The 26,185-nt window shown below is 67.9% G+C and carries 24 protein-coding genes, 1 tRNA gene and 2 pseudogenes; 14 read left to right on the top strand and 13 right to left on the bottom strand.

The window, feature by feature from the left end; translation table 11 throughout:
• Together H629_RS14195 and H629_RS14860 are read left to right on the top strand one after the other, a co-directional pair.
• Window positions 1–472: pseudogene (locus H629_RS14195) on the top strand (IS3 family transposase); the annotation flags it as partial.
• 152 nt (window positions 473–624) lie between these two features.
• The gene (locus tag H629_RS14860) at window positions 625–1,554 is read left to right on the top strand and encodes a methyltransferase (protein ID WP_076624003.1); all 930 of its coding nucleotides are present in this window, start codon (window positions 625–627) and stop codon (window positions 1,552–1,554) included.
• Here the strand turns inward: H629_RS14860 and H629_RS14855 are convergent.
• Window positions 1,545–2,729, bottom strand: coding sequence for a PD-(D/E)XK nuclease family protein (locus tag H629_RS14855; protein ID WP_076624000.1), 1,185 nt, complete (start codon window positions 2,727–2,729; stop codon window positions 1,545–1,547). The genes H629_RS14860 and H629_RS14855 overlap by 10 nt on opposite strands.
• A 152-nt stretch (window positions 2,730–2,881) precedes the next feature.
• Here H629_RS14855 and H629_RS0110630 point away from each other — a divergent pair.
• A pseudogene (locus H629_RS0110630) lies at window positions 2,882–4,128 on the top strand (IS256 family transposase).
• A gap of 493 nt (window positions 4,129–4,621) precedes the next feature.
• Here the strand turns inward: H629_RS0110630 and H629_RS14190 are convergent.
• Both H629_RS14190 and H629_RS0110620 read right to left on the bottom strand, forming a co-directional pair.
• Window positions 4,622–5,557, bottom strand: a complete 936-nt coding sequence (locus H629_RS14190; protein WP_024357241.1) for a ThiF family adenylyltransferase — start codon at window positions 5,555–5,557, stop codon at window positions 4,622–4,624.
• Entirely contained in the window at window positions 5,557–6,291 is a 735-nt protein-coding gene (locus tag H629_RS0110620; protein WP_240471093.1) for a hypothetical protein, read from the bottom strand. The genes H629_RS14190 and H629_RS0110620 overlap by 1 nt, the downstream gene beginning before the upstream one ends.
• A gap of 239 nt (window positions 6,292–6,530) precedes the next feature.
• Here H629_RS0110620 and H629_RS0110615 point away from each other — a divergent pair, with 239 nt between their 5' ends.
• Entirely contained in the window at window positions 6,531–7,391 is an 861-nt protein-coding gene (locus tag H629_RS0110615) for a hypothetical protein (protein ID WP_051137878.1), read from the top strand.
• Between the two features lie 114 nt (window positions 7,392–7,505).
• Here the strand turns inward: H629_RS0110615 and H629_RS0110610 are convergent, their stop codons facing one another.
• A complete protein-coding gene (locus H629_RS0110610) occupies window positions 7,506–9,827 on the bottom strand; it encodes a putative bifunctional diguanylate cyclase/phosphodiesterase (protein ID WP_024357238.1) in 2,322 nt (773 codons plus the stop codon).
• Between the two features lie 245 nt (window positions 9,828–10,072).
• Window positions 10,073–10,732 carry an oligoribonuclease gene (gene orn, locus H629_RS0110605; RefSeq protein ID WP_024357237.1) on the bottom strand — a complete coding sequence of 220 codons (660 nt, stop codon included), beginning with the start codon at window positions 10,730–10,732 and terminating at the stop codon, window positions 10,073–10,075.
• Between the two features lie 126 nt (window positions 10,733–10,858).
• On the opposite strand from orn, the gene def reads away from it, so the two are divergent.
• Entirely contained in the window at window positions 10,859–11,422 is a 564-nt protein-coding gene (def, locus tag H629_RS0110600) for a peptide deformylase (RefSeq protein ID WP_024357236.1), read from the top strand.
• A gap of 61 nt (window positions 11,423–11,483) precedes the next feature.
• Here def and H629_RS0110595 read toward each other — a convergent pair whose 3' ends face one another.
• Window positions 11,484–12,704 (bottom strand): MFS transporter, encoded by a 1,221-nt coding sequence (locus H629_RS0110595; RefSeq protein WP_024357235.1) that lies wholly within the window; start codon window positions 12,702–12,704, stop codon window positions 11,484–11,486.
• 104 nt (window positions 12,705–12,808) lie between these two features.
• On the opposite strand from H629_RS0110595, the gene H629_RS0110590 reads away from it, so the two are divergent.
• Genes H629_RS0110590 through H629_RS0110580 form a run of 3 tightly spaced genes read left to right on the top strand, consistent with a single transcriptional unit; the run spans window position 12,809 to window position 14,105 of the window.
• Window positions 12,809–13,141: a PadR family transcriptional regulator gene (locus H629_RS0110590; protein WP_024357234.1), complete on the top strand. Its 333-nt coding sequence runs from the start codon at window positions 12,809–12,811 to the stop codon at window positions 13,139–13,141.
• On the top strand, window positions 13,138–13,371 hold the full coding sequence (locus tag H629_RS0110585; RefSeq protein ID WP_024357233.1) for a DUF1048 domain-containing protein: 234 nt from the start codon (window positions 13,138–13,140) through the stop codon (window positions 13,369–13,371). The genes H629_RS0110590 and H629_RS0110585 overlap by 4 nt, the downstream gene beginning before the upstream one ends.
• The gene (locus H629_RS0110580; protein WP_024357232.1) at window positions 13,368–14,105 is read left to right on the top strand and encodes a hypothetical protein; all 738 of its coding nucleotides are present in this window, start codon (window positions 13,368–13,370) and stop codon (window positions 14,103–14,105) included. The genes H629_RS0110585 and H629_RS0110580 overlap by 4 nt, the downstream gene beginning before the upstream one ends.
• A gap of 192 nt (window positions 14,106–14,297) precedes the next feature.
• On the opposite strand, the gene H629_RS0110575 is transcribed toward H629_RS0110580, so the two are convergent.
• From H629_RS0110575 to H629_RS0110560, 4 genes are all read right to left on the bottom strand, one after another.
• Window positions 14,298–14,370: transfer RNA gene (locus H629_RS0110575), tRNA-Arg, on the bottom strand.
• Window positions 14,371–14,437: 67 nt separating this feature from the next.
• A complete protein-coding gene (locus H629_RS0110570; protein WP_024357231.1) occupies window positions 14,438–15,010 on the bottom strand; it encodes an HhH-GPD-type base excision DNA repair protein in 573 nt (190 codons plus the stop codon).
• 53 nt (window positions 15,011–15,063) lie between these two features.
• On the bottom strand, window positions 15,064–15,870 hold the full coding sequence (locus H629_RS0110565; protein ID WP_024357230.1) for a tyrosine-protein phosphatase: 807 nt from the start codon (window positions 15,868–15,870) through the stop codon (window positions 15,064–15,066).
• A 177-nt stretch (window positions 15,871–16,047) separates the two neighbouring features.
• Window positions 16,048–16,713, bottom strand: a complete 666-nt coding sequence (locus tag H629_RS0110560; RefSeq protein ID WP_240471092.1) for a helix-turn-helix transcriptional regulator — start codon at window positions 16,711–16,713, stop codon at window positions 16,048–16,050.
• A 126-nt stretch (window positions 16,714–16,839) separates the two neighbouring features.
• Between H629_RS0110560 and H629_RS0110555 the strand changes: the two genes are divergently transcribed.
• The 3 genes from H629_RS0110555 to H629_RS0110545 all read left to right on the top strand — a co-directional run bounded on the left by H629_RS0110555 (window position 16,840) and on the right by H629_RS0110545 (window position 19,687).
• Window positions 16,840–17,577, top strand: a complete 738-nt coding sequence (locus tag H629_RS0110555; protein ID WP_024357228.1) for an alpha/beta fold hydrolase — start codon at window positions 16,840–16,842, stop codon at window positions 17,575–17,577.
• 288 nt (window positions 17,578–17,865) lie between these two features.
• Window positions 17,866–18,369, top strand: coding sequence for an FBP domain-containing protein (locus H629_RS0110550; RefSeq protein WP_024357227.1), 504 nt, complete (start codon window positions 17,866–17,868; stop codon window positions 18,367–18,369).
• A 160-nt stretch (window positions 18,370–18,529) separates the two neighbouring features.
• Complete coding sequence (locus H629_RS0110545; RefSeq protein WP_024357226.1) at window positions 18,530–19,687, top strand: MFS transporter; 1,158 nt, start codon at window positions 18,530–18,532, stop codon at window positions 19,685–19,687.
• Between the two features lie 36 nt (window positions 19,688–19,723).
• Here H629_RS0110545 and H629_RS0110540 read toward each other — a convergent pair whose 3' ends face one another.
• From H629_RS0110540 to pepN, 3 genes are read right to left on the bottom strand one after another with little or no spacing between them, the layout of a single operon-like run.
• Window positions 19,724–20,164: a globin gene (locus H629_RS0110540; protein ID WP_024357225.1), complete on the bottom strand. Its 441-nt coding sequence runs from the start codon at window positions 20,162–20,164 to the stop codon at window positions 19,724–19,726.
• Window positions 20,161–21,090, bottom strand: a complete 930-nt coding sequence (locus H629_RS0110535) for a mechanosensitive ion channel family protein (RefSeq protein WP_024357224.1) — start codon at window positions 21,088–21,090, stop codon at window positions 20,161–20,163. Before H629_RS0110535 ends, H629_RS0110540 begins: the two co-directional genes overlap by 4 nt.
• Complete coding sequence (pepN, locus tag H629_RS0110530) at window positions 21,087–23,675, bottom strand: aminopeptidase N (protein ID WP_024357223.1); 2,589 nt, start codon at window positions 23,673–23,675, stop codon at window positions 21,087–21,089. Before pepN ends, H629_RS0110535 begins: the two co-directional genes overlap by 4 nt.
• Before the next feature lie 163 nt (window positions 23,676–23,838).
• Between pepN and H629_RS0110525 the strand changes: the two genes are divergently transcribed.
• The 3 genes from H629_RS0110525 (at window position 23,839) to H629_RS0110515 (ending at window position 26,081) form a co-directional block, all read left to right on the top strand.
• Window positions 23,839–24,444: a mycothiol-dependent nitroreductase Rv2466c family protein gene (locus H629_RS0110525; RefSeq protein WP_024357222.1), complete on the top strand. Its 606-nt coding sequence runs from the start codon at window positions 23,839–23,841 to the stop codon at window positions 24,442–24,444.
• A gap of 78 nt (window positions 24,445–24,522) precedes the next feature.
• Window positions 24,523–25,014 carry a ribose-5-phosphate isomerase gene (locus H629_RS0110520; RefSeq protein WP_024357221.1) on the top strand — a complete coding sequence of 164 codons (492 nt, stop codon included), beginning with the start codon at window positions 24,523–24,525 and terminating at the stop codon, window positions 25,012–25,014.
• 59 nt (window positions 25,015–25,073) lie between these two features.
• Window positions 25,074–26,081 (top strand): Fpg/Nei family DNA glycosylase, encoded by a 1,008-nt coding sequence (locus tag H629_RS0110515; protein ID WP_024357220.1) that lies wholly within the window; start codon window positions 25,074–25,076, stop codon window positions 26,079–26,081.
• The last annotated feature ends 104 nt before the right edge of the window (window positions 26,082–26,185 follow it).

Raw genomic sequence — 26,185 nt, 5'->3', positions numbered from 1 at the left:
CGATTTGACGTTCGTGCCGACCTGGCAGGGTGTTGCATACGTGTGCTTCATCATCGACGCATACAGTCGCATGATTGTGGGCTGGCGATGTGCATCGAACATGAAGACCGAGACGGTGCTTGACGCGATCGAGATGGCACGATGGTCGCGCGGCAGGCATCTTCCAGATTTGCGTTGCCACAGCGATGCGGGCAGCCAGTTCACATCGATTCGTTACGGTGAGCGTCTTGCCGAGATCGGAGCGACGCCATCGATCGGGACCGTGGGTGACAGCTATGACAATGCTCTCGCTGAGACGGTGAACGGATACTACAAGGCTGAGTTGGTGCGCGGTCTCGCGAAACCGGGGCCGTGGAAAACGATTGATGACCTCGAGCTCGCGACCCTCGGCTGGGTGCACTGACACAACACGAAACGGCTGCACGGCTACCTCGATGATGTGCCACCGTTCGAGTACGAGGAAGCGTTCTAGGCTGGGGTTACCAGCGCCCAAGAACTGGTAATCAAATGAGCTGAGTCTCCACTAAACCCAGGGCGCTTCAGAATGTCGGTGGCTGGCCTGATACTCGAAATCACAAGAAGATGCACGTCATCCAGGTCGCGCAGAGATAGTTGAGTGAGCAAGTGAGTATTGGGAAGAACGTAAGCGTGTTGCCGATCACCGAGAAAGACCTTGAATGGTGGCAAAACAAGATTGTGAAGTTGGACTGGGTCTTCGCAGTGACCTACGCGGAGGGCGCACCACACGAATACATCGCTGAGCGAACTGAAGGAATAACAAAGGCCGATTTTGCCAGGGCGGCTCGGGTCATTCACACGTTCGGTGAGCCGCAGAAGTTTTTCAAATCAACGCGCATCTATCTTGTTCACGACGGTTGGAAGTACTGGACCATGGATCGAGAGCACGACGACGTGACGCTGATCAACAGAGGTCGTGCCGACCACGTCTACGGTGTGCAGAACATGCCACGCACGAAGAGCGAGTTCCGCTCTAGCTACGACGCAATCGCAACCTACTGGGATCGCGACTTCACCGCGACTGGCGAAGAGCGACGAGGGTTCACGCGTCTCGTAGACGTAGTCACCCGCGGCTATCGCAAGTGCCGCACACTCGACATCGGCGCAGGCACCGGGCTCACTCTTGATTTGGGGCTGGCAGAAGCACCCCGCCTAACAGCGATAGACCCGTCTCAGGCGATGCTCAATGAATTGGTGCGGAAGCATCCGCTCGTGGCGCGGGTTGAGCCAAGTACGTTCGCGGACACGCTCGCGCGCCGCAACCTGGCAGGGACACAGTTTGATCTCGTGCTCGCGCTCGGCGGCTCAGCGTCATATCTTTCGCACGATGACTGGGAATCGATCATGCGTCATGCCCGTGGCCGACTGGTGTTGTCGGCGTATGCAGAAGGTGAAGCGCCGGTCACTGCTGATCTCACCTCGCAACAGCTTGCTGACGCTAATTTGCGGCTACGAGAATTTGCGGATCGACACGAAGGCCGGATCGAGCGTGTCTGCCGGTTCGACACTGTGGCGATCGGACGGAATCATTCCTGAGCTGCATGGTTCGTCTGCACAAGCGGGATCACAGTTTGAACGAGTCGATCATCCGTTGGCTCAAATCCGGTGAGTACATCTTCCAGGCTGATATCGGTTTGGTGAAGGCTCTCAACGTCAGAAGACCGCATCAGGATAAAGACCTTGCCGAAGTCTGGGTGCTGGACTGGATCTGGAATCTCGTCATTGTAGGTAGCTGCAGTCGGGCCAAACAGGAGCCCCGCAACCATGTCGCCGTTGGCGTTGAGGAGTCGCACGTACCATTCCCACTTGCCAACAAAATTCGCTCGAACTGAGGCGACAGCTTCTTCACCAAGTGCGCCGTTGACCTGGGACATAAGCTGTCGTTCGGCGTATTGGCGGAGGTATCTCTTGGCATCGCCAAGGGTTCTTCGACCGTCTTCAAACTGTTGCTTCGCGTGCTGAGCGAGTATTTCGGCGAACTGTTCTGCGGCTGCATCCTGGGGACGTTGCCCGTATCGAGCAGATTCTCCCGTCTCACACATTGTCTTGATGAAAGCTATCCGATCGGCAGTATTCACGGGGCTAGGTCCTTCCACGAAGTTTTCGACCAGTTCGTTGATGAAGAAGTTCTGCTGCGGGTGGTCTCGACGCCACTTCTTGTCTGCTTTGACGTGCGCGTGCAGATCGCTGAGGAGATCCGCATAGGTGAGAACGACCGCTTGTTCCCATCCATCGGTCTGAAGTTCGCTCTCTCGTCGTATGCACAGCAGCACGACGACGCTACGTCTTCCGCCCTGAGCACCGTGGGCAAGATAGCCAAAATAATCATGGCCGTGCCCGTCGGAGGTGCCGAAGTTCTCAACGACGACGCTCTCTTGAGCTGTCATGAGCACAATGTCGGCAATGTCCTTGCCTGTCGCGGCATCGCCGGAGGTGTCTACTTCTTGGCTGACCCGATACCCGGATGTGGGAAACTCGGCGCCTTCAGGAAGCGTGTTGTTGATCCTGGCCATGAAGATCTGTTGGAAGGTGTCACCCAACTCGTGGGTTCCATCGGCCCGTAGGAGCCAGGCAAAGACGTTCGACAGTTGTTTTTCGTGAGTGCCGTGATGCATGACCCGAAAGACATTGAACTGCTCGGCGAGGCTTCGAGAAAGCGAAGGCACCAGCGAAGTGACCAGACGGCTTTCGGTTTCTTGTTGGCGAGGCATGACCCAAGCCTATTCAAGACGCGTCTGCCCTCAGAGTAATGCCCCATAGAGTGGTGTAGCGCACGGTGGCCAGCACGTCGTAGAACATGGACGCGGTCACCGTGTGATCCTTCGAGGAATCTCCTACAACCCACTCGAAAGGCATCAACACGATGACCGCTCCTACTATTGTCGACCCTGCCGGCCTGCTCAGGAAGCTCTCACCGACGCGTCCCCGGATCTGATGCGCAGTCTGTTGCAGACCATGATCAACGCGCTCTTGTCCGCGGACGCGGACGCCGTGGTCGGCGTTGAATGGGGCAAGCCCTCATCCGACCGGATCACGCAGCGCAACGGCTACCGACACCGCGACCTCGACACCCGGGTCGGCACGATCGATGTCGCGATCCCGAAGCTTCGTCAGGGAACCTACTTCCCCGAATGGCTGCTCGAGCGCCGCAAACGCGCCGAGACCGCGCTGATCACCGTCGTCGCGGACTGCTACCTCGCCGGCGTGTCCACACGCCGGATGGACAAGCTCGTCAAGACCCTCGGGATTCACTCGCTGTCGAAGTCGCAGGTGTCCCGGATGGCCGCGGAGCTCGATGAGCACGTCGACCAGTTCCGTCACCGCCCGCTGGGCGATGCAGGTCCATTCACGTTCGTCGCCGCCGACGCGCTGACCATGAAGGTCCGCGAAGGTGGCCGCGTCATTAACGCCGTCGTGTTGATCGCGACCGGGGTCAACGCGGACGGGCGCCGCGAGGTCCTCGGCCTGCGCGTCGCAACCTCGGAGACCGGGGCAGCATGGAACAGCTTCTTCGCCGACCTCGTCGCCCGCGGTCTCGGAGGCGTCCGCCTCGTCACCAGCGACCCCCACTCAGGGCTCGTCGAAGCAATCGCAGCGAACCTGCCCGGTGCTGTTTGGCAGCGCTGTCGCACGCACTACGCGGCGAACCTGATGAGTGTGACACCGAAGGCCATGTGGCCGGCGGTGAAGGCGATGCTGCACTCCGTCTACGACCAGCCCGACGCCGCCGCGGTCCACGCTCAGTTCGACCGACTCCTGGACTACGTCGACGGGAAACTGCCCGACGCTCACGAGCACCTCGACGCGGCCCGCGCCGATATTCTCGCCTTCGCGCAGTTCCCGGAAGGCCTGTGGCAGCAGATCTGGTCCAACAACCCCAACGAGCGTCTCAATCGGGAAATCCGCCGCCGCACCGGCTCCGTCGGCATCTTCCCGAACCGGGAAGCGATTATCCGCCTCGTCGGCGCGGTCCTGGCCGAGCAGACCGATGCATGGGCCGAAGGACGCCGCTACCTCGGCCTCGACGTTCTCGCGAAGAGCCGCCTCACCCTCGTCACTGACAACGACGTCGAGGAGGTGATCGACACCGTTCTCGAGCTCAGCGCCTGACTCCACCATCACCACGAAGGACCAACCGTTACACCACTACCAGGGACTTGACCTCGCACGACGTGGTTTCGGGTGAGGTGCTTCGAAACTGTCGCGCGGTGCACACCATACTTCTGAGCCAGGTATCCGACACTGAGACCAGCGAGGTAGTCGTCGACCAGGCGGTCTACTTCAGCGGTGGTGAGAAAGGTTTGAGGTTTCCCAATCCTCCTGACACAGGGCCCTCTTACGTCTTGAATCGGGGTGCTAACGGCCCGCTGCGATACCCGGTATACCCCTCGTTTCCAGCGGGAAATCAACGATTTCAGCTTGGGGGTAGGGTTTGAGAACTCTCTACGCAGGGACCCTGATGGATCGGCCCCGACGTTCTCGTCGGGGCCGATTTTTTTGTGCGGCGGATCGCGGTCACGATGGCGGATCGCGGCGCCGGGCCGAGGCCCGAGCCGTCGGGCCGGGACGGGAGCCGTCGGGCCGGACGCCCGGCCCGACGGCGTCACGCGCGGCGGGCGATGTCGGCCGGCGTGTACTCGGCGCGCGGGTTGAGACCCAGCTGCTGCCGCGCCGCCGCGAGCATCAGGTGCCGCAGGTGCGACGGGCGCCCCGCGCGCAGCACGCGCGTGCGCAGCAGGTAGGCGTCGGTGTAGGCGACGCGCGGCGCCCACACGGGGGAGCGGCGACGATTCGAGACGGCCGCCGTCAGATGCAGGAAGGCCTGCGCCGTGCCGATGGCGGAGGCCGCGTCGACGCCGATCGAGATCGACGGCAGCGGGGCCGGCGTCGCGCCGTCCGATCCCATCACGGCCTGCAGCGACCGCAGATCGGTGTAGCCGGGAATGTAGGGCAGGCACCGGCTGAGGTCGACACCGGCCTCGGCGATCTCATCGAGCGGCGTGTCGGCCGTGAACCCCATGAAGCGCTCGAATGTCCACGTCGAGCGCGGTGCGAAGGAGGTGACCTGCGCCGCGAACCCGACGTTCATCGCGAGCAGGTCGGGAATGCCCTGCGCCCGCGCCCGCCGTGCGATGAGAGAGCCGATCTCGGGCTTCGTGAGCTCCGACTCGTCGAGCACCAGCGAGGCGCCGCGCATGAAGGCCTCGACGTTCTCCGGGTTGACGCCGTCGAAGAACACCTCGACCTCGGCGTCCGGGTTGATGTCGAGCACCCGCTCGCGGAACACCTCGGCCTTGCGGCGCCCGAACGTCGAGGTGGTCGCCCCCTCCACCCGGTTGACGTTCTCGGGCTCGAACACCTCGGGATCCGCGATGCTGAACCGCGAGACGCCCATGCGCGCGAGCTTCAGCCCCAGCTGGAAGCCGTCGCCGCCGACACCCGCGATCGCGACGCGGGCTGCGATGAGGGCCTGCTGCTCCGGCTCGCTCCAGAACCCGTAGTTGCGCGAGAACTCGGGCGAGGAGATGCGACGCCCCATCAGGCGGCCCGGTGCCGGGAGGCGCCGCCGGAGACGCGGCCGAAGAAGGTCATCGTCGGCTCGGCCTTCCGGTAGCGATCGACGAAGTCGCCGTTGCGGGCATTCGCCAGAGCGGTAGACGCGGCGATGTCGATCTCGATGGGCATGTTGTAGTCGAGGTAGTGCTCGACGTACCGCGCCTCGCCGATGGACTCGATGGAGATGATGCCTCGCAGGTGGCGCTCGAGCCACGGCTCGATGATCGCGAAGGTGCGACCGAGGTCGTGATTCGCCACGTAGGCGAGCATGAGCGTGAAGAGGTGCCACTGCACGAGGTCCTGGATCGCGGCCGTCTCGTGGCGCGCGATCACCCGGGAGACCTCCACGCTCTGCGCGTCGAGCGCGTCGTCGGCGAAGGAGTCCGGGCAGAACTCCTCCACGGGCAGCACCAGGCGGTCGCCGCGGATGATGAGCCGCGAGACCCCGAGCACGCGCACACCCGAACGGTGGTTCTCGAAGACGCCGAAGGTCACCGATCGGGCGTCGTCCGGGTCGCGGTCGGTGCCGTCCTCCTGCAGCTCGCTCGCGTCGAGCTGGCCCGTCTGATCGACGTAGACCCGCCTGCGCAGATCGAAGTGCGCGCGGTACTCGGCCTCCAGCCCGGGCAGTGCCGCGCCGTCGACCGCGATGATGCCGCACGCGAGCCGCGCGGCGGAGTCGGACGCGAACAGCCCCGACTCGATGACGGGAATCACCTCGTGATTCGTGATTCCGCGATCAATGCGAGACAACGGAGCAGACCTCCTGCGCACCGCGATATCCCTGCCACAAACCGTTCATGCTTCCCCCGCACTCCGGGCGCACGCGGCCCGGTCGAAGTTCTATTCTGCACCAGGAAGGCCCGTCGCCGGAGAACTGCCGCTCCGAAGAACCCGAGATCGTCGCCCAAATTGGTACGATGAGGGAAATCGACAGCCGAAGAGAGGACGCCGCCGTGTCCGAGGACGATACGTATTCGACGGGTGGCCTGCATGACCCGTCAGGGGGCGACGATGTGCGCGCCCGGATGCTGCTCAGCGCGACCCGGTACGTGGAGTCCGCCGGTCTATCGCTGGGGGTCAGCGGAGCGCTCATCGAGCGCCTCTCGGCGAACGCCGGCGTCACCGCCAAGCAGTTCTCGCGGGTGTGGCCCAGCCATGACGCCTTTCTCGCCGACCTCTTCTGCGAACTGGCGAATCAGGCGCGGATCGATCGCGCCGACGCCCAGACCCTGCTCACCACCTGGCAGTACCTCAGCATGCGCGTCGATGAGCTGCGATCGAGCGGCGGCCGTCGCCGGGTGCTCATCGACATCATCCGCACCGCCGCCCAGTACAACTTCGAGGTGGTGACCGCCTCGAACAAGTGGCGCACCTACGCCGCGCTCTCCACCACGGTCGAGTCGTGGCCAGACGAGGCCGCCCGAGTGCAGATCACCGACGCGCTCCGGGCGAGCGAGCTCGCCTTCGTGGAGACGATGGAGAGCTTCTACCGCAACGTGCTCCCGACGGTCGGCTACCGGCTGAAGCCGCAGTTCCACGGCGACTACCAGCCCTTCGTCGTCGCGGCGGCCTCGGTCATCGAGGGGCTCGGGATCGTGCGCGCCACGGTGCCCGCCCTCGTCGAGGCCCACTTCGACTTCCCGGTCGACGGCGACGCCGAAGTCGAAGAGTGGTCGGTCGCCTCGCTCGCCTTCGTTGGCGTCGTGGACGCCTTCATCGAGCCGGATCCTGATTTCAACGCGGACGAGGCGGTCTCCCGGCTCAGCGGCGGAGTCGACCTGACGGCCGGTTCGGATCCCGACAGCGGCTACTGAACCGCTGCGGGCCCCGGATCCGCTGGGTCCGGACCTGCTGTGCTCCGTATCCCGCCGGCCCGGAGTCGCGGGCCCCGCAACGGCGTCGCAGCCGTGACCGGTTCGCGTGCGCCGCTACCGGTCGAAGATCGCGCGGGTGCCGGAGCTGCGCAGCCGGCTCATCGTCTGCGCGAATGAGAGCGGCCTGCCGAAGTGGTAGCCCTGCACGCTGCGCACGCCGAGGCCCGCGAGCACGTCGGCCATCTCGCGCGTCTCCACTCCCTCCACGATGACCGTGTATCCGAGGTTGTCTCCGAAGCCCTGCAGCGCCTTGATGACCTCGCGCTGCCGAGCGTCGCCGAGATCGTCGATGAGGCTTTTGTCGACTTTGAGGATGTTCATCGGGAAGTGCACCAGCGCACCCACGGACGACGCGTCCGAGCCGTAGTCGTCGAGGGCGAGCATCACTCCCGCCCGCTGCAGCGCCTCGGCGTCCCGGCGCAGCTCGTCGGTGACGGCGTGCAGCGATCGCTCATTGAGTTCGATGCAGAGCGAGACGCCCGGATGCGCCTGAGCCGCGTCTCGCACGTAGGCGCCGAGTTCGGAGTCGGTGATCTGCCCGAGTTCGAGGTTGACGGTCATGCACTCGATGCCGGGTTCGATCCTGTGGAACTCGTCGGCAGCGTCGAGCGCCTTGGTGATGACCTGCCGGGTGAGTTCGTTCATGAGGCCCAGGCTCTTCGCGCGGGCCACGAGCGAAGGCGGCGAGATGGGGCCGAGCTCGGGGTCGACGTAGCGCACGAGCGCTTCGAAGGCCCAGATCTCGCCGCGCTCCAGGTTGACGATGGGCTGGAAAGCCACGAGCAGCCGGTCATCGCGGATCGCGCGCGAGATGATGTCGTTGGTGCGAGAGGAGCGGTGGGAGGAGACGCTGACCCCGCTGCCCGTGACCGGGCCGCCGCGCCGCCGTGAGCGCTTGACGTGCAACATCGCGCGATCGGCGTCCTCGACGAGCGCCTGCGGGTCGAGCTCGCGATGCCCCGAGAAGGCGAGGCCGGCGCTGAGCGCGGGGCGGAGCTGGTGCCCTTCGACGAGCAGGGGCTGGCTCGCGGCCTCGATGATGCGGTCGGCCGAGGCCTTCGCCTGCTCCAGGGAGTCGAGGTCGGAGAAGATGAGCACGAACTCGTCGCCGCCGACGCGGGAGACGAAGTCTCCGCCGCCCGCCGCCTCGAGCAGCCGGAGGGAGACGGCCTTCAGCAGTTCGTCGCCGGTGCGGTGACCGAGGGTGTCGTTGAGCTTCTTGAAGTTGTCGAGGTCGACGAAGAGCAGCGCGATGCCGGCGTGGTACGAGCGGTTCTCATTGGCCTCGAGGAGCGCCTTCTGGAACGCGCCGTAGTTCGGCAGACCGGTGAGATCGTCGGTGTTCGCGCGGCGCTCGAGGTTCTCGACCTCGTGCTGCGCGCGCGTGGTCTCGCTCGCGACGTGGGCGAGGGTGACGAGCGCGCGCTCGTCCTCCCGCTCGAAGGGGACTCCGCCCGCTTTGCGCGAGGCGACCAGATACTCGTCGTGCCCGGCTTCGAGCCGCACGGGGGCGCCGATCTCGTGGCGCCCCGGCGGCCCGTCGCGCAGTTCGACGTGCTTCGCCTGCACGATCGACTGGGTGCGGCTGAGCAGAGCGGGTGCCAGGCCGCCCTGCGCGGTGATCCGCGGCAGTTCGACCGCGGCGTTCATGAGGGCGCTGAGCCGGTGCTCGATGTGGGAGAAACGGGTGTGCTGGGCGAACATGTAGAACAGCGACGCGGCGAGCAGCACGATGAGCGGGGTGAGATCGGCTCGCGGATCCTGTTCGAGCCAGGGGATCAGCCAGGTGTCGGCGTAGTTCATCGCGGTCGAGGTCACCGCGACGACGAGCACGACGAGAGCGAGCCTGAGCGGATCGATGGCGGAGACGCCGATTCCGCGGTCGGGCTCGGCGCTGCTCCACTGGCGGAGGAACTCGCCCATCAGGAACAGCGCGTAGTAGGCCGCGGTCGCGGCCAGGAAGCTGACGGGCGGCCAGACCCCGAGGTCGGCCAGCCACGTCTGGGTGAGCACGAAGGCCAGTGCCGCGACCGAGCTCAGCCCGGTCAGGTAGAGGGCGTGCGTCACATTGCGGCGCATGAAGGCCTGGGAGATCAGCAGGCCGATCGCCCAGACAGAGACGTTGAGGAGGGGGAAGCCCGGCATCGGGGGGATCGCGAGCATGACGATGGCGATTCCGACGAGCGGGAAGCCGGGGCGGCGGCCCACGTGCACCTGCAGTGCGCCGCAGATCATCACGCCCACGATGACGGTGATGACGAGCGTCCACGATTCCGGCATGGAGCCGATCAAGCCGTACAGGCCGTAGCCGATGAAACCGAGGGCCAGTGCGGCGAATGGCGCGGCGAAGAGGTTGCCCTGCTTCGTCGTATCCATGAGCCTGAACACGGTCCTTCCTCTTGGTCTCCGCTGGTCTCGCGCGCTCGTCGAGGCGCGATGCGGTGCGGTTTCGCAAGGTCAATCATGGCATGGGACGGGGGCTCACCGGTTGCTTTCCGCGAGCTGCGGGAGGCGTGTCCGTGCAGCAGCCCCGGATCGGCGCCGGATCGGCGCTGGATGCGGCGAGCGGATGCCGCGAACGGGAGAGCGCTCGACCGGCGCGTCGCATCTGGGACGGAGTATCAGTGCTCGTCGCCGTCGGCGGGCTGCGCGAGGCCGTCGATGAGCGATGAGTAGCGGGTGCTCGTCGTCTGCGCGAGCGCCTCGGACGCGGCCTTGTCGGGGCCGGGGCCCGCGGTCATCACGGCGCTGCGGAAGTAGGCCAGCTCCTGGATGGATTCGGCGATATCGGCGAGTGCGCGGTGCCCGCCGCGCTTCTCGGGCGCGCCGAAGTAGGCGGCCGGGTACCAGCGTCGGCTCAGCTCCTTGATCGTGGAGACGTCGATGCTGCGGTAGTGCAGTCGTGCGTCGAGTCCGGGCAGGTACTTCGAGATGAAACGGCGATCCATGCCGATCGTGTTGCCTGCGACGAGGGGACGACGGCCCGGGGTGACGAGACGGCTCAGGTAGTCGAGCACTTGCCGCTCGGCCTCGTCGAGCGATGCGCCGTGCTCGATGCGGGGGAGTAGCCCCGACTCGGTGTGCATCTTGCGCACGAAGTCGTTCATCTGGGCGAGGGCCTCAGCGCCCGGGTCGATGACGATCTCGAAGCCGGGGTCGAGGGGGGTGAGCTCGAAGTCGGTGACGATGACGGCGATCTCGCAGAGGCCGTCGCTATCCACGTCGAGACCGGTCATCTCGCAATCGATCCAGACGATCTGATCTGCTGGGGCGTTCGACACTGTCGTTCCTCGTTCCCGTTGCTGGCTGCTCTGGTGCGGGCGGATCGCGGATCCGGGAGCCCGAACCGCCTCAGTCTACCGTCGGACGGCCCGGGGTCGCTCGGGGTCGCCTCTACACTGGTGCGCATGGCAGTTCTTCCCATCGTGATCTCCGGCGAGCCGGTTCTCCACCGTCCGGCGGCGCCCGTGACCGAATTCGACGCCGCGCTGCGCACCCTCGTCGACGACATGTTCGAGACGACGGTGGCGGCTCCCGGTGTCGGGCTCGCCGCTCCGCAGGTGGGCGTGGGGCAGCAGGTCTTCGTGTGGATGTACGAGGATCAGGACGAGGCGCCTGCCGAGGGTGTCGCGATCAACCCCGAGCTGTGGATCGCCCCGCTCGAGCCGGGTCTGCCCGGTGAGGACGAGGTCGAGGGCTGCCTGTCGGTCCCCGGTGAGCGCTTCGCGCTGCGCCGCTCGCCGCGCGCGCTGCTGCGGGCGCAGGACATCGACGGCAAGCCCTTCGAGGTGCAGGCGAGCGGGTGGTTCGCGCGCATCCTGCAGCACGAGTTCGACCATCTGAACGGCCTGCTGTACGTCGACCGCCTGGTGCACCCGGAGAACCGGGGCGCTCAGAAGGCGCAGCGCAAGAACGGCTGGGGCCGGCCCGGCTTGAGCTGGCTGCCCGGCGTCGACGACCTCGAAGGCTGAGCGCCGCGGCCTCGAGGGCTGAGCGCCGCTCGGCTCCTTGCGGGGCTCGCCGCCGGCCGCGTCAGCGGGCCGGATCCGCGACGTTCAGGCTGCGAGAGTCGGGGATCATCGTCCACGCGATCGAGGCGGCTGCGAGCAGCGCGGCCGTGATCCCGAACGCCCAGCCGAAGCCTGCGAGATCGACCACGGCGCCGGCGATGGCGGGGCCGAGCACGCCGCCGAGGTCGGTCATCATCGAGTAGCCTGCGACGACCTGGCCGCCGCGGCGCTGCGCGAGCACGTCGGCGAGCACCGCCTGCTGGCCGGGGTTGACGAGGGCGGATCCCGCCCCGGCTACGAACATCACGGCCGCGGCGGTCCAGACGCCGGGGCTCGCGGGTACGGCCGCGTAGGTGATGGCGAGCATGATCATGCCGACGATGAGTACGGGCTTGCGGCCGAGGGTGTCGTTCCAGCGACCCGAGGGGAAGATGAGGATCGCGTTGCCCGCGGCATAGGCGGCGAGCACCCAAGCTGCGACGGTCGCGTCGCCGCCGAAGGCGACGGCCACGAGGATCGGCAGTACTGAGACGCGCACCCCGTAGGAGGCCCACCCGAACGCGAACACCGACAGCAGCAGGGCTCGATACTGGGGCACCCGCAGGGCGTCGCCGAGGCGCATTCCCCGCTCCGAGCTGGCTTCTGCGCCGCTCAGCGGCACGGGGGCGCCCGCGGCCTGCGAGCGTCGCAGTGCGACCGCCACGACGGTGGCCGCCGCGACGAGGGTGACGAAGTAGAACACGAAGGGGGCGCGCAGCCCGAAGGCTGCGACGATGCCGCCGAAGACCGGGCCGAGGAGGCCGCCCAGCAGGAATCCGGCTGCGTTGAGGCTCGCCACCCGGCCCCGGGCGTCGGGCGGGCTCACCTTGACGAGCAGTGCCGTCGCCGCGACCGTGAACATTGTCGAGCCGATGCCGCCGAGGCCGCGCAGTACCACGAACTGCGTATAGTCGGCCGCGAACGCGGCGGCTCCGGTGGAGAGCGCGACTATGAGGATGCCGGTCGTGTAGCTGCGCCGTTCGCCGAACCGCCCCACCACCCAGCCGGCCAGGGGGGCCGAGAGGAGGCGCATGAGCGCGAAGGCGCTGACGATCGCCGAGGCGGCGAACGCCGAGACGCCGAACTCGAGCGCGAACTGGGGGATCGCGGGGGCCACCACTCCGTAGCCGAGCGCGACGGTGAAGCCGCCGGCGACGAGGGCCCAGACCTCGAATGGGAGGCGGGGCCGGGTGGTTGCGCGCACCCGTCGATCCTACCGGGGCGGTCCGTGAGCGGGGTGGTGCGAAGCTCTACTCAGTGTTACTGTGTAGTGGTACCGAGTGTTACTAGGTAGTGAGGGGCGATGCGATGGCGAAACAGATGACCGAGATGCTCAAAGGGGTGCTGGAGGGCATGGTGCTCGTCATCATCGCCGAGCACCCGAGCTACGGCTATGAGATCCGCGCGCGACTCCAGGAACTGGGCTTCGCGGACATCGCCGAGGGCACCGTCTACGCGCTGCTCGTGCGCGTCGAGCAGCGCGGCCTCGTCGACGTCGTCAAGACGCCGTCCGAGAAGGGTCCGCCCCGAAAGGTCTATTCCGTGAACGCGGCGGGCCGCAGCTACCTCGAGGAGTTCTGGCAGTCCTGGCAGTTCCTCGCCGACCGAATCACCACCCTCCACGAAGGAGTATCAGAATGAGCAACATCCTCGACACGATCCTCGGCGACCTCGGTGAGAAGCGCCGCTGGCGCGAATGCCAGGCCCGCATCAAGGCCCTCCCCGGCGACTACCGGGCGGCAGCGCAGGCCGTCGAGCGCTACCTCACCTACTTCGGTGCCATCTCGAAGGGCGACGTCCTCGTGCGGATGACCGAGGACCTCACCGAGCTCTTCGAGCGGGCCGCATCGACACGCTCAAGGGCATCATGAGCGGTCAGGCCCCGTCGACCGCGAACGATCCGGCGCCGCAGTTTCCCGAGACGTTCACGATGCCTGATGCGCACGTCACGATCACCGACGTGGTCCCGCTCTCCCCGGACGACCCCCGTGGGGCTGGCCTGGCCGCCGCCGCCCTGCCGCTCGTCATGGGAGGCATGATCGGTGCGATCCTGATCTCCTCCGCGATTCACGGAAGCCGCCGCCGTCTCGTCGCACTCGGGGTCTACACTTTGGTCGCCGGAATCGCCATCTCTGCGATCCTCGGAGGCTGGTTCGGGGCGCTCCAGGGCAACTACTGGTTGAACGTGCTCGCGATCACCCTGTCTATCGGGGCGATCTCGGCGACCCTCGTGGGCCTACGAGGCATGTTCGGTTCCCCGGGGCTGGCATTCGGTGCGGTTCTGATGTTCTTCTTCGCGAACCCGATCTCGGGTGCGGCGATGCCGCCAGAATTCCTGGTCGGTTCGTGGGGTGTTGTCGGGCAGTGGTTCCCGCCGGGGGCCGGGCAGACGCTGATTCGCACGCTGTCCTACTTCCCCGAGGCCAGCACAGGCCACCAGTGGTTCGTGCTCGGTGGATGGACTCTCATCGGTCTGGTTCTCCTCTGGATGGGATCGATCAAGCACAAGCGTCTGCAGCACGCTTCACTCGCCGCAGCCGAGCAGGAAGCTCAGCAGTCTGCGGGATCGGATGACCTCGCGAAGCCGGGGCTCGCAAACGTTTGATGTGCAAGAAGGGGCGTCGGGGGCTGTGATCACAGGCTTCGGCGCCCACGGACGTTCAAGGCCATCCCTGTTTCAGGCGAGATAGCGCGGCGTCGACAAGGCAGTGCGGCGTCTGTGCGCTCTATTCACAAGAAATGGTGCGGCGGCAAACAATCGAGGGCGTCGTGGTGGCCCGGTGCAAGGGCCTCGAAGTGCCCCCGGCAGGATTCGAACCTGCGACCGACGGATTAGAAGGCCGTTGCTCTATCCACTGAGCTACGGAGGCAAGGGTTCCAGCGTAGCGCAGCGATGCGCGGAAGAGCCCGCATCGGTGGGCATTCGCGCATCGCGGATCAGTCCCGCTGCTTCGCGGCGGCCTTTGCCGCTCGTTTCGTCTCGCGCACTTTGAGGAGCGTTTCGGGGGAGGTGATGTCGGCCACGCTGCGGAAGGAGCCCTCCTCGCCGTAAGCGCCGGCGGCTTCGCGCCAGCCTTCTCCCGCGAAGCCGCACTGCTTGCCGAGCAGTGCGAGGAAGATTCGCGCCTTCTGATCGCCGAAGCCCGGCAGCGCCTTGAGGCGCTTCAGCACGGTCGCGCCGTCGGGGTCGCCCTCGGTCCAGATGGCCGAGGCGTCGCCGTTCCACTCGTCCACGATGGTGCGGCACAGCGTCTGCACGCGATCCGCCATCGAGCCGGGGAATCGGTGCACCGCCGGCGTCTGCTTGAACGCGGCGGCGAAGTCGTCGGAGTCGCAGCCGGCGATCGTCGCGGCGTCGACCGAGCCGATGCGCTGCTCGATCTTGAGCGGGCCCGAGAACGCGACTTCCATCGCGACCTGCTGATCGAGCAGCATACCGATCAGCAGCGCGAGGGGGTTGTCGGTCAGCAGACGGTCGGCTTCGGCGTCGTCGGTGAGGTGCAGGGCCATGCTCCCATTCTCGCGCCTATCCATGATGCGAGCAATGCGAGCCTGCGCACGATTCAGGCGGGCGCGAAGAAGCGGGCGCGGAGCGCGTCCACTTGGTGGTCGGTGAGGCCGAGACCCGTGCGGGCATAGCCGTCGATCGAACCGTAGCAGCTGCGCATCTCGTCGAGAGCGGCATCGAAGTAGCTGTCGCGCACACCGAGGATCGGCCGTAGCAGCTCGGTGTTCACACCCTTCGCGCTGAGCGCGTCGAGCATGGGCTGCAGTGCGGGGGCGAGATCGGTGTTGGTCTCGAGGTATTCGGTGCGCACGTCGTCCTCTGCCGCGCCGAGCAGCAGCAGCAGCGACGTCGCGGCCCACCCGGTGCGGTCCTTGCCCGTCGTGCAGTGGAAGAGCGCAGCCCCTCGCCGCTGCTCGTCGATGAGGTCGAGGTAGAAGCGGCGGTAGGCGGTGACCGCCGATGGCATGCTCACGAACTTGCGGTTCGCGTCTGCGAGATAGCCATCGGCGCGGCCGTCGCCGAGCTGCTCTTCGAGTGCTGCAGGATCCGCGAGCAGCTTCGGAATGCTCGCCGCGACATTGTCGGGGGCGTCTGCGACGACGTCGAGCCACACGGAGCGCACGCCGAGGGGCAGCCGGTCGAGCGCGCCCTCGCGCTCAGCGGCGGTGCGCAGATCGTAGACGGTCGAGATGCCGAGGGAGGCGAAGGTCTCGGCGTCCGGCCCCTCGAGCTTCGCGAGCGACGCGGAGCGGTAGATCATGCCGCGGCGCACCACGCCTCCCGCTACCGGGATGTCGCCGAGATCGCGCATGTTCGGGGCGCTCGCGAGCGGCACTCGCCGATCGGGAAGGGTGCTGGTCATCGGGGATACCTCCATCTCGTCGTCTGCCGCAGACGAGCACGGTGAACGGTGTGTCGCTTCCCCTATGCTACGTGGCTATCCGGCGCATTCCCGGCTCTGCATATGCCTGGATCGACCTTGGGCTGATCGTTCACCCCAGATTCCAGGGCCGCCGGCCCGGAACCCAAGGGTGTGGCCTCAATGATCCTCGTCGGTGAACAGCGGCGCTGCCGTCGCGGGCGGGGTGCCGATCTCCTCGATGGTGTGCCCCGAGCAGGGGGCCTGGGTGACCGTGGCCTGCTCGATGCGGGTGATGAGGAACCAGCGCATCGCGTCCCGCAGGCGGCACCAGCCGATCAGGTACCAGCGCCCGTTCGTCGAGGCGAAGATCACCGGCTCCACGTCTCGTGCGGTGCGGTCGCCGTCTCGCGAGGTGTAGCGGATGCGCACGGTCCGCTGCTCCGACATCGCCTCCTCCAGCGCCGACCGCACCGCTCTCGTCGCCGGCCGGTCGCTGTCGACCCAGATGCGACGTGCGAGCTGATCGGCTTTCGCGCGGGTGCGCGGATCGAGCACGTCGATGATCTTCTTGACACCTGCCGCCGCGAGGTCGCCGTAGGGAGCATCGGGCGCGGCCGACACGGCGGCGAGGAGCGCCACAGCCTGGGCGGGGCTGAGGCTGATCGGTGGAAGGCTGGAGCGAGCAGCCACGCCGTATCCGCCGCCGGGGCCGGGGCGCGACCAGATCGGCGCACCGCTGTGCTCGAGCGCGTCGAGGTCGCGCTTGATCGTGCGCGTCGACACCTCGAACTCGCGCGCCAGCCGCTCGGCGGTGCATCCGCTCGATCCGCTGCGTCGCAGCATCTCCGATAACGCGTGAAGCCGTTCCGCCCGCTTCATCTCGCCACCTCCGCCACCTCTGTCATCGTCGTCAAATCATGTCAGAAATGGTGACATGCCGTTGTCCAGGGGCGCTGAGAGGATCGAGCCATGACAGCGAACACGAACCATCCGACCATCCTGCTCATCCCCGGCCACTGGCTCGGAGCCTGGGCCTGGGACGAAGTGGTGCAGCACCTCACAGCCCGGGGGCTGCGTGCGACGGCGCTGACGCTGCCCGGCCTCGACGAGGCGGATCCCGACCGCACCTCCCGAACGCTCGATGAGCAGGTCGCGGCGCTCGAGCAGCGGATTGCCGCCGACACCGAGCCCGTCGTCATCGTCGCCCACAGCGGGGCGAACGCGCCCGTGACCCTCGTGCTCGATCGGCACCCGGAACGGGTGAGCCGGGTGGTGTGGGTCGACAGCGGCCCGGCCGCCCCGGGCATGGCATTCGCCCCCGATTTCCCCGAGGGAGGAGAAGGACTGCCGCTGCCGCCCTTCGAGGTGCTCGCGCAGCAGGCGAGCATCGACGGGCTCAGCGCCGACATGCTCGCACGCTTCCGCGCTCGCGCCGTGCCCGAACCGGGGCCGGTGCTGCGGCAGACCGTGGAGCTCGCGAACAACGCGCGCTTCGACGTGCCCACGACCTTCGTGTGCTGCTCCATGTCGAGTGCGCAGGTGCAGGAGCTCGCGGAGGCCGGTCACCCGATGTTCGCCGAGGTCGGACGCTTCACCTGCGTCGACTACATCGACCTCCCGACCGGTCACTGGCCGATGTGGAGCCGTCCGGCGGACCTCGCCCGGGCGCTCGCAGCAGATCTCGCAGCGGATCCCGCAGCGGGCTGAACGGCGCGACGGATCGGCGGCGTCGGCCGGACCGTCGCCCGCGCCGCCGTCCCGGACGCAGGCCGCTCGGCTCGCAGCGGCGCGGATTCGCGCGAGTAAACTGGAATCCGTGAGCTATCGAGAACTGTACTCCCAGCGTCAGGAGGTCGTCGGCGAAGCGCTCGCCGACGACGATTAGCCGAGCCGTCCAGGCCGTGCCCGCGCTGCCGCGCCCCGCACGGCCGACGCCGTCGACCCTGCAACGCTCTTCGGACCGCGCACGCCGCGCGATCCGGATAAGGACCTCTCATGCAACCCCTGACCGAAGCCTTCATCCGCTCCTCCTTCATCAACGCGTCCCGTCGGGAGGTGACGGAGATGGGCCTCCTGGAGAGCTTCGACACGCTCACCGAGACCGCCTGGCACGAGCTCGACTTCCTGGGATGGCGCGACCCGAAGTTCGCCCGACGCGCCTACGTCGTGCTGCCGCGGCTCGACGCCGACCCCGTCGGAGTCGCGCTGACGCAGACGGAGGCGATGCCGCGTTCGCGCGCGATGTGCAACTGGTGCCGTGACGTGCGCCTGCCGAACGACGTCGCCTTCTGGAGCGCGAAACGGGTGGGCCCGGCGGGCCGGAAGGGCAGCACCGTCGGCACGCTCATCTGCCGCGACTTCGAATGCTCGCGCAACGTGCGCAACGACCCGCCGCCGGCGTATGAGGGCTACGACGTCGGCGCCGCGCGGATCCGCCGTATCGAGGACCTGCAGCTGCGGGCCGCCGGCTTCGCGGAGATGCTGATCGAGGGCCGGTAGCGGATCGGGCGGGGCGGATCGCGCGCGAGTCGGCCGCTCGAAGGGCTCGGGCGGCGCGTCGATCCCGGGATCCCGGTCGCCTCCGCGATCCTGTGATGATGAGGATCAGCCCGCCCGTCCGCCGTCCGGCCCCCGCTCGTCGCCCGTGCGGAGACCGGCGATGAACGGCCAGCCCGAGGATCCCCGCCGCTTCGCGGCGCTCCGCAACCGCAGCTCCGGCACGTACATCGCCGGCGGTGCGCTGTCGATGATGGCCGACAACATCGAGCACGTGCTCGGCTACTGGGTGCTGTGGCAGACCTTCCACTCGCCCTGGCTCGTCGGCTTCCAGATCGTGAGCCACTGGCTGCCGTTCCTGCTCTTCTCGGTCTACGCCGGTGCCCTGGCGCAGCGCTTCGACTGCCGCCGCATCATCCAGATCGCGCAGGCGCTGTTCATGCTCGTCTCGATCTGCTGGGGCGTGCTGTTCCTGACCGGCACGCTCGAACTCTGGCACGCGTGCGTGCTGCTCGTGCTGCACGGCTTGGCGGGCTGCCTGTGGATGCCGGCGGAGCAGCTCATGCTCTACGACTTCGTGGGGCCGCGGCAGCTGCCGAGCGCCGTGCGGATCAACTCGACGTTCCGCAGTCTCGCGTTCATCGCGGGTCCCGTCGTGGGATCCGCCCTGCTGATCGGGATCGGGCCGGCGTACGGCATGTTCGTGAACGTGCTCTTCTACCTGCCGCTCACGATTTTCCTGTTCCGCACCCGGTTCACGGGCCACGGCAGTGCGGGACGCGCAGCGAGCACGACGACTGCCGACCCGGCGCCGCCGGCCCGAGCAGCCGCGCCGGAACCGGTCGCTGCGGAGCCTCCCGCCCCGCAGCGGATGTCGTTCTTCGCCGCGTTCTCCGTGCTCGGCGGCTTCCTCCTCGAAGCCACGCGGAAGGTGCCGCCCACCGCTCCGACGGCCGTCGGCAGCGCGATCCTGCTCGGCATCAGCACCGTCGTCTTCGCGAGCAGCGGCAGCCTCGTGCTCGCCGTCATCGCGCTCGCCGTCGGTGGAGTGGCGAAGATCGCCTCCGAATCGACCGAGATGAGCATTGTGCAGCTGCAGGCCCCGGATGCGGAGCGCGGGCGCGTGATCGGGGCGTACACCATGTTCGGGCCGGGCATGATGACCTTCGGGGGAGTGACGGCGGGTCTGCTCGGCTCGCTCCTCGGCATCCAGGCGGCCGTGTTCGTCTCTGGTGTCGTGCTGACCGTGGGAGCTGCGGCAGTCGGGGCGTGGCTGCTGCTGCCGCGGCGCGGTCGCGCTGCGGCTGGCGCGCCGCGATGATGCGGACCTCGGGCGGCCGGGATCCGCATCACCGGATCACTCGAAGCGGTTGACCATCGCGAGCGCTGCGCGTTCGATGTAGTCGCGGAACGCAGTGTCGTGCATCGGCGGGAGTTCGGCCGCGTCGAGCGCGGCGTGCATGTGCCGCAGCCAGCGCTCCTTCGCATCCGGGGTGACCGGGAACGGTGCGTGCCGCATGCGCAGCCGCGGGTGCCCGCGCTCCTCCGAGTAGGCGGTGGGCCCGCCCCAGTACTGCTCCAGGAAGGTGCGCAGGCGCCAGATCGCGCCTTCCCAGTCGGCGTCGGGGTACATCGGCGCGAGCAGCGGGTCCTCGCGCACCCCGTCGTAGAAGCGGCGCACGATGCGCTCGAAGGTGTCGGTTCCGCCCACCTGCGCCCACAGGGTGTCGGTCACGGCGGGCCCCTCGGCTCCGGACCGGAGCGTCAGCCGGGGCTGCGGCGGTTGCGGCTCGGTCATGCGGTGCCTCCCGGATACTTCGGCAGCTCGGTCGCGAGTTGGATGCCCTCGTCGTTGAAACGGCGGATCAGCGCGGCGCGCAGCGCCCGCTGCACCGCCCACTGCGCCTCGGGGCGGGTGCGCACGGCGAGGCGCAGAGTGGCGCGGTCGCCGAACGCGCTCTCCACACCCCACACCTCGGGCTCGCCCGAGATCTTGCGGGCCGTGGCGGGGTCGTGCATCAGGCCCTTCGCGGTGTCGAGCGCGACCCGCTCGACCTTCGCGAGGTCGCTGTCGGCGCGCACCGTGACGTCGATCACCGCGCGGCCCCACCCTTGAGAGGAGTTGCCGAGAGTGAGGATCTCGCCGTTGCGCACGAACCACAGCGTGCCGTCCATCGCGCGCACCTGGGTGACGCGAATCCCCACGTCCTCCACGGTGCCGCTGACCTCGCCGATCGTGACGATGTCGCCAACGCCGAGCTGATCCTCGAACACCATGAAGATGCCGTTCAGAATGTCCTTCACGATGTTCTGCGCGCCGAAGGCGAGCCCCGCGCCCACGATGCCCGCCGAGGCGACGAGCGCGCCGACATTCACGTCCAGCTCGGAGAGCACCAGGATCAGCGCGATCACCACGACCACCCAGGTGATGATCGCGCGGCCCACGGTGCCGAGGGTGCGGGTGCGCTGCACAGCGCGCGCGTTCACATACGGGGCGGCCTGGATCTCGGATGTCGTGTCGACGTCCTGCGCGCGCTTCACCCCCTGCACGATGCGGGTCACCGTGCGCATGAGCACGCGTCGCAGCGCCCAGTTCAGCACGATCGCGACGACGATGATGAGCAGGATGCGCAGCGGCACCTGATAGGTCGTCAGGAAGTCGACGAAGGCGTTCCCGACTGCTTCGGGAACGTCCTCGACGCCTTCGAGCCGGAATCCCGTCATCGGGCCTCCCTGTCGGCCCGCTGCGCGCTCAGTGCGCGCTCGACGCCGGACAGGTGCTCGACGATCATGCGGCGCAGCGCGGCCGGTGCATCCGGGTGAGCGTCGAGCCAGGCGCGGGTCGTCTCGGCCAGTTCGGCGTTCGCGAGCGGAGCCGGGTAGAAGCCGTCGATCAGCTCCTCGGCGATCGCGTAGCTGCGCGACTCCCACACAGGCAGCAGCGCCGCGAAGAAGCGGTCGACGAAGGGCTCGAGCAGTGCGAGATCGTGGGCTCGCGTGAAGCCCGCGCCGGTCGCGCGCACGATCGCGTTGGGCTTGTCGCTGTCATCGAACACCGACGCCCACGCGCGCTGCTTGTCAGCCGCGCTCGGCAGCGCCGCGCGCGCATGCGCCGCGGACTGGTTGCCGTTGGCGGTGCGGTCGGTTTCGAGCTGACGGGCGATGCGATCCTCGTCCGCGCGTCCTCCGGCCGCGAGGGAGGTCAGCAGCTCCCAGCTGAGGTCCGTGTCGATGTCGAGGCCGTTGAGCGGTGCGGAACCGTCGAGCAGACCCTGCACCCGGTCGAGGTCGGCCTCGCTCGCTGCCAGCTGCGCGAACGCCTTCACGAACTGGAACTGGGCGTCCGAGCCCGGCTCCGCCGTCTCGGCGAGCTCGCGCAGGCCCTCGGCGACGCGGGTGAGCGAGGCGTCGCGCTGCGCGGGATCCACGTAGCTCGCAGCGGCGAGCAGCAGCTGACCGAGCACCGTGCGCAGCGTCGTCGACGCGGTCTCGCGGCCGATGTGCGCGAGCACGATGTCGACGAAGCGCGATGCCGGGAACTCGGCGTCGCGGGTCGCGTCCCACAGCGTGCCCCACACGAGCGCGCGAGCCAGCGAATCGTCGATGGCGCCGAGGCGCGCCGCGGCCGTGTCGAGCGAGCGCTCGTCGAGGCGGATCTTCGCGTAGCTGAGGTCGTCGTCGTTGAGCAGCAGCAGCTCGGGCTGCTCGGCACCCACCAGCTCGGGCACCTCGGTGCGGACGCCGTCGACGTCGAGCTCGATGCGGTGCACCCGCTGCAGGGCGCCGTCCGCCGAGGAGTAGAGGCCCACCGCGATGCGGTGCGGGCGGATCGTGGGGTACTCGGCGATCGCGGTCTGCTCGATGGCGAAGGAGGTGTAGCGGCCCGCCTCGTCGATTTCGAACACCGGGCGCAGCGTGTTGACACCCGCGGTCTCGAGCCACAGCTTCGACCACTCGGCGAGATCGCGGCCGCTCTGCGCCTCCAGCTCGGTGAGCAGATCGGTGAGCTCGGTGTTGGAGTGGTGGTGCTTCACGAAGTAGTCGTGCACACCGCGCATGAACGGCTCGCGCCCCACCCACGCGACCAGCTGCTTGAGCACCGAGGCGCCTTTCGCGTAGGTGATGCCGTCGAAGTTGACGAGCACGTCTTCGAGGTCGCGGATCTCGGCGACGATCGGGTGCGTCGAGGGCAGCTGATCCTGCCGGTACGCCCACGACTTCTCGGAGGCCGCGAAGGTCGTCCAGCAGTCGCTCCACTCGGTCGCCTCGGCCACGCCGAGTGTCGACATGTACTCGGCGAACGACTCGTTGAGCCACAGGTCGTTCCACCAGCGCATCGTCACGAGATCGCCGAACCACATGTGCGCCAGCTCGTGCAGGATCGTCACCACGCGGCGCTCGCGCATCGCATCGGTGACCTGACTGCGGAACACGTACGCCTCGGTGAAGGTCACCGCGCCCACGTTTTCCATTGCGCCCATGTTGTATTCGGGGACGAAGAGCTGATCGTACTTGTCGAAGGGGTACGGGTAGTCGAACTGCTCCTCGAAGAACGCGAAGCCCTCTCGGGTCTTCTCGAAGATGTAGTCGGCGTCGAGGTGCTCGCCCAACGACTCGCGGCAGAACACGCCGAGGGGGATGGTGCGGCCGTCGCGGCTCGTGAGCTCGCTGCGCACCACCCGGTACGGGCCGGCGACGAGCGCCGTGATGTAGCTCGACATCACGGGCGTGGGCTCGAAGCTCCAGGTGGCGATCGCCTGCTCTGGCCAGCTCTCGCCCTGCGCGCCGGCCTTCGCGCCCGCCGCGCAGGGCTCGGGCGTCGGCTGATTGCTCACGACCTGCCATCGCGCGGGCGCCGTGATCGTGAACTGGAACGTCGCCTTGAGATCGGGCTGCTCGAACACGGCGAACATGCGCCGGGAGTCGGGCACCTCGAACTGGGAGTAGAGGTACACCTCGCCGTCGGCGGGATCCTCGAAGCGGTGCAGGCCCTCGCCCGTGTTCATGTAGCGCTGGGTCGACGCGATCCGCAGCACGTTCTGCTCGGCCAGCTCAGGCAGCTGCACCCGGGAATCGCCGAACACCGAGGCGGGGTCGAGCGAGCGGCCGTTCAGCTCGACGCTCTCCACCGATTCCGCGATGAGATCGATGAACGTCGAGGCCCCCGCGCGTCCCGCGAAGCGCACCGTCGTGACCGCGGCGAAGGTCTCCGCCCCGGTCGTGAGGTCGAGGGCGACCTCGTAGCTCTCGGTGGTGACGATGCTCGCGCGCTCGCGCGCTTCGACGCGGGTCAGGTTCTCTCCGGACACGGTGCTCCTTCAGGCGTTGCGGTCGGTGCCGGGGCCGGATCTCACGGAGGATCGGCCCGCACTCGGATGACTGTCCCCTCAAGCCTATGCCCGCGTGCTCTGCGCAGGCTCAGGATCCGGGCCGCGCCTTCCGGGCGGCCGGCCGGGACCGTAGACTGGGCCCATGAGCAATGCCGCACCCGATGTCGAGTTCTGGTTCGATCCGATCTGCCCCTGGTGCTGGATGACCAGCCGATGGGTCGCCGAAGTCGCCGAGACGCGCGGCTTCGAGGTCGCCTGGCACCCCATCAGCCTCGCCATCCTCAACGAGGGCCACGACGCGGGCGACCACGCCGAAGGCCACCGCCAGGGCAAGCGCATGGGCCGCGTCGTCGAGGCGGCGCGGGTGGCGCACGGGCAAGCCGTGGTCGGCGCCCTCTACACCGAGCTCGGCACCCGCATCCACCCCGGCGGCCGCGACGACACCGACGTGATCATCGCCGAATCGCTCGCCGCGCTCGACCTGCCCGCCGCGCTCGCCGCAGCGGCCGACGACGAGCAGAACGACGCGCAGCTGCGGGCCAACACCGACCACGCGATGGCGATCGCGGGCCCCGATGTCGGGGTGCCGATCATCTCGGTGAACGGTGTGGCATTCTTCGGTCCCGTGGTCACCCCGTCGCCCACCGGCGAGACCGCGCTCAAGCTCTGGGACGGCATCGTCGCGGCGGCGAGCGTGCCCGGCTTCTACGAGCTCAAGCGAGGCCGGACCGCCGGGCCGCAGTTCTGAAGGCAGGCCGGGGCGGGCCTGTGCGCGCGCCCCGGCACTGCGCGGGCTCCGCGTCCGCGGCCCGATAGAATCGTTCCCATGCGTATCCACGTCGCCACCGACCACGCCGGACTCGAATTCAGCCAGCAGCTGCAGCAGCACCTGCGCGACCGCGGGTTCGAGGTCATCGATCATGGGCCCGAGGCCTACGACGCGCTCGACGACTACCCGTCGTTCTGCATCAACGCCGCCGTCGGCGTGGCCCGCGACGAGCGCGACGGCGTCGAAGCGCTCGGCGTGGTGTTCGGCGGATCGGGCAACGGCGAGCAGATGGCGGCGAACAAGGTCGAGGGGATCCGCGCCGCTCTGGTGTGGAACGAGTCGACCGCGCAGCTCGCCCGCGAGCACAACAACGCCAACGTGATCTCTATCGGCGCCCGTCAGCACGATGTGGCCGATGCGATCCGCTTCATCGACCTGTTCATCGACACGCCGTTCACCGGCGATGAGCGCCACGTGCGCCGCATCGGCCAGCTCGGCGAATACGAGCGCACCGGCACCATCGCGGGCAAGCAGGTCGACGAGATCTGAGCCTCATCGGGCGGGCGAACCCCGCCCGAGCGTCCGACCCGAGCAGAAATGGGGGAGCCGTGCCCGAAGGCCACTCCGTACACCGCATCGCGCGCCAGTTCGGCGTCAACTTCGTGGGCACCGCGCCCGAGGTGACGAGCCCGCAGGGGCGGTTCGCCCAGGGGGCGGCGATCCTCAGCGGGCGCGAGATGACCGAGGCCCGCGCCGTCGGCAAGCAGATGTTCCTCGAGTTCGAGGGCGGACGCTGGCTGCGCGTGCACCTCGGCATCTACGGGGCGTGGGACTTCGCGGGCGACGTCGAGGTGGACCCCGCCATCCAGATCCACACGACCAAGTTCGGCCGCGGCCGGCTCGGTCAGACCGGTATGGCGGGCGTCGTCGACAGGCCCGTGGACCGCGCCGGCGAAGACTCGGTGACCTCGATCGGGGCGCCGCGGCGCTCCCGCGTGGCTCACGTGCGCATGGCGGAGCGGGACCGGGCCGAGGCGGTGAACGGTGCCTTTCCGCCGGACCCCGTCGGGCAGGTGCGCGTGCGGCTGCTCACCGATACCGTGTGCGCCGACCTGCGCGGGCCGACGGCCTGCGAGGTGCTCACCCCGGCCGAGGTCGACGCGGTGATCCAGAAGCTGGGGCCGGACCCCGCGAACGCGAACACCCCCGCGGAGCGCGAGCGCTTCGTGACGCGCGCCCGTAAGAAGAAGACCCCGATCGGGCTGGTGCTGATGGATCAGTCCATCGTCGCCGGCATCGGCAACGTGTACCGCGCCGAGATGCTCTTCCGTGCGCGGCTGAACCCGCACACGCCCGCGAACACCCTCGATCCCGTGGTGCTCGAGGAGCTGTGGGATGACTGGGCGCACCTGCTCGAGATCGGCATCACGGTCGGCCAGATGATCACGATCGACGGTCTCGATGGTGAGGACTATCAGCGGGCGCTCGCCGAGCGCGACGAGCGTCACTGGGTCTACAAGCTGGAGGGCACCCCCTGCAAGCGCTGCGGCGCGAACATCGTGCTCGAGGAGTTCGGCGCCCGCAAACTCTACTGGTGTCCCGGCTGCCAGGTCTGACTCGAGGCGCCGGCCGTGGCGGTGGCACCCTCGACCGGTGTGGCGGACCGGGGGTTTCGCTCTCGGCCGGCGACCCCTGGGCCGCGGGCCAGCACTGCTGCGGA

The organism is Leucobacter chironomi DSM 19883 (assembly GCF_000421845.1).
Classification (GTDB): domain Bacteria; phylum Actinomycetota; class Actinomycetes; order Actinomycetales; family Microbacteriaceae; genus Leucobacter; species Leucobacter chironomi.
This window is presented reverse-complemented; position numbering and strand designations above follow the sequence as displayed.

What these genes read in the sequence shown, in the direction of transcription:
- H629_RS0110540 (WP_024357225.1), bottom strand. Translation starts at nt 20,164, where the DNA reads ATGACCGAGCCGCAACCGCCGCAGCCCCGGCTGACGCTCCGGTCCGGA.
- H629_RS0110570 (WP_024357231.1), bottom strand. Translation starts at nt 15,010, where the DNA reads ATGGCCCTGCACCTCACCGACGACGCCGAAGCCGACCGTCTGCTGACC.
- H629_RS0110525 (WP_024357222.1), top strand. Translation starts at nt 23,839, where the DNA reads ATGAGCAATGCCGCACCCGATGTCGAGTTCTGGTTCGATCCGATCTGC.
- H629_RS0110610 (WP_024357238.1), bottom strand. Translation starts at nt 9,827, where the DNA reads ATGGATACGACGAAGCAGGGCAACCTCTTCGCCGCGCCATTCGCCGCA.
- H629_RS0110550 (WP_024357227.1), top strand. Translation starts at nt 17,866, where the DNA reads ATGCAACCCCTGACCGAAGCCTTCATCCGCTCCTCCTTCATCAACGCG.
- H629_RS0110560 (WP_240471092.1), bottom strand. Translation starts at nt 16,713, where the DNA reads ATGCTGCGACGCAGCGGATCGAGCGGATGCACCGCCGAGCGGCTGGCG.
- H629_RS0110565 (WP_024357230.1), bottom strand. Translation starts at nt 15,870, where the DNA reads ATGACCAGCACCCTTCCCGATCGGCGAGTGCCGCTCGCGAGCGCCCCG.
- H629_RS0110545 (WP_024357226.1), top strand. Translation starts at nt 18,530, where the DNA reads ATGAACGGCCAGCCCGAGGATCCCCGCCGCTTCGCGGCGCTCCGCAAC.
- H629_RS14855 (WP_076624000.1), bottom strand. Translation starts at nt 2,729, where the DNA reads ATGCCTCGCCAACAAGAAACCGAAAGCCGTCTGGTCACTTCGCTGGTG.
- H629_RS0110520 (WP_024357221.1), top strand. Translation starts at nt 24,523, where the DNA reads ATGCGTATCCACGTCGCCACCGACCACGCCGGACTCGAATTCAGCCAG.
- H629_RS0110580 (WP_024357232.1), top strand. Translation starts at nt 13,368, where the DNA reads ATGAGCGGTCAGGCCCCGTCGACCGCGAACGATCCGGCGCCGCAGTTT.
- def (WP_024357236.1), top strand. Translation starts at nt 10,859, where the DNA reads ATGGCAGTTCTTCCCATCGTGATCTCCGGCGAGCCGGTTCTCCACCGT.
- H629_RS0110590 (WP_024357234.1), top strand. Translation starts at nt 12,809, where the DNA reads ATGGCGAAACAGATGACCGAGATGCTCAAAGGGGTGCTGGAGGGCATG.
- H629_RS0110535 (WP_024357224.1), bottom strand. Translation starts at nt 21,090, where the DNA reads ATGACGGGATTCCGGCTCGAAGGCGTCGAGGACGTTCCCGAAGCAGTC.
- H629_RS0110585 (WP_024357233.1), top strand. Translation starts at nt 13,138, where the DNA reads ATGAGCAACATCCTCGACACGATCCTCGGCGACCTCGGTGAGAAGCGC.
- H629_RS0110555 (WP_024357228.1), top strand. Translation starts at nt 16,840, where the DNA reads ATGACAGCGAACACGAACCATCCGACCATCCTGCTCATCCCCGGCCAC.
- H629_RS14190 (WP_024357241.1), bottom strand. Translation starts at nt 5,557, where the DNA reads ATGGGGCGTCGCATCTCCTCGCCCGAGTTCTCGCGCAACTACGGGTTC.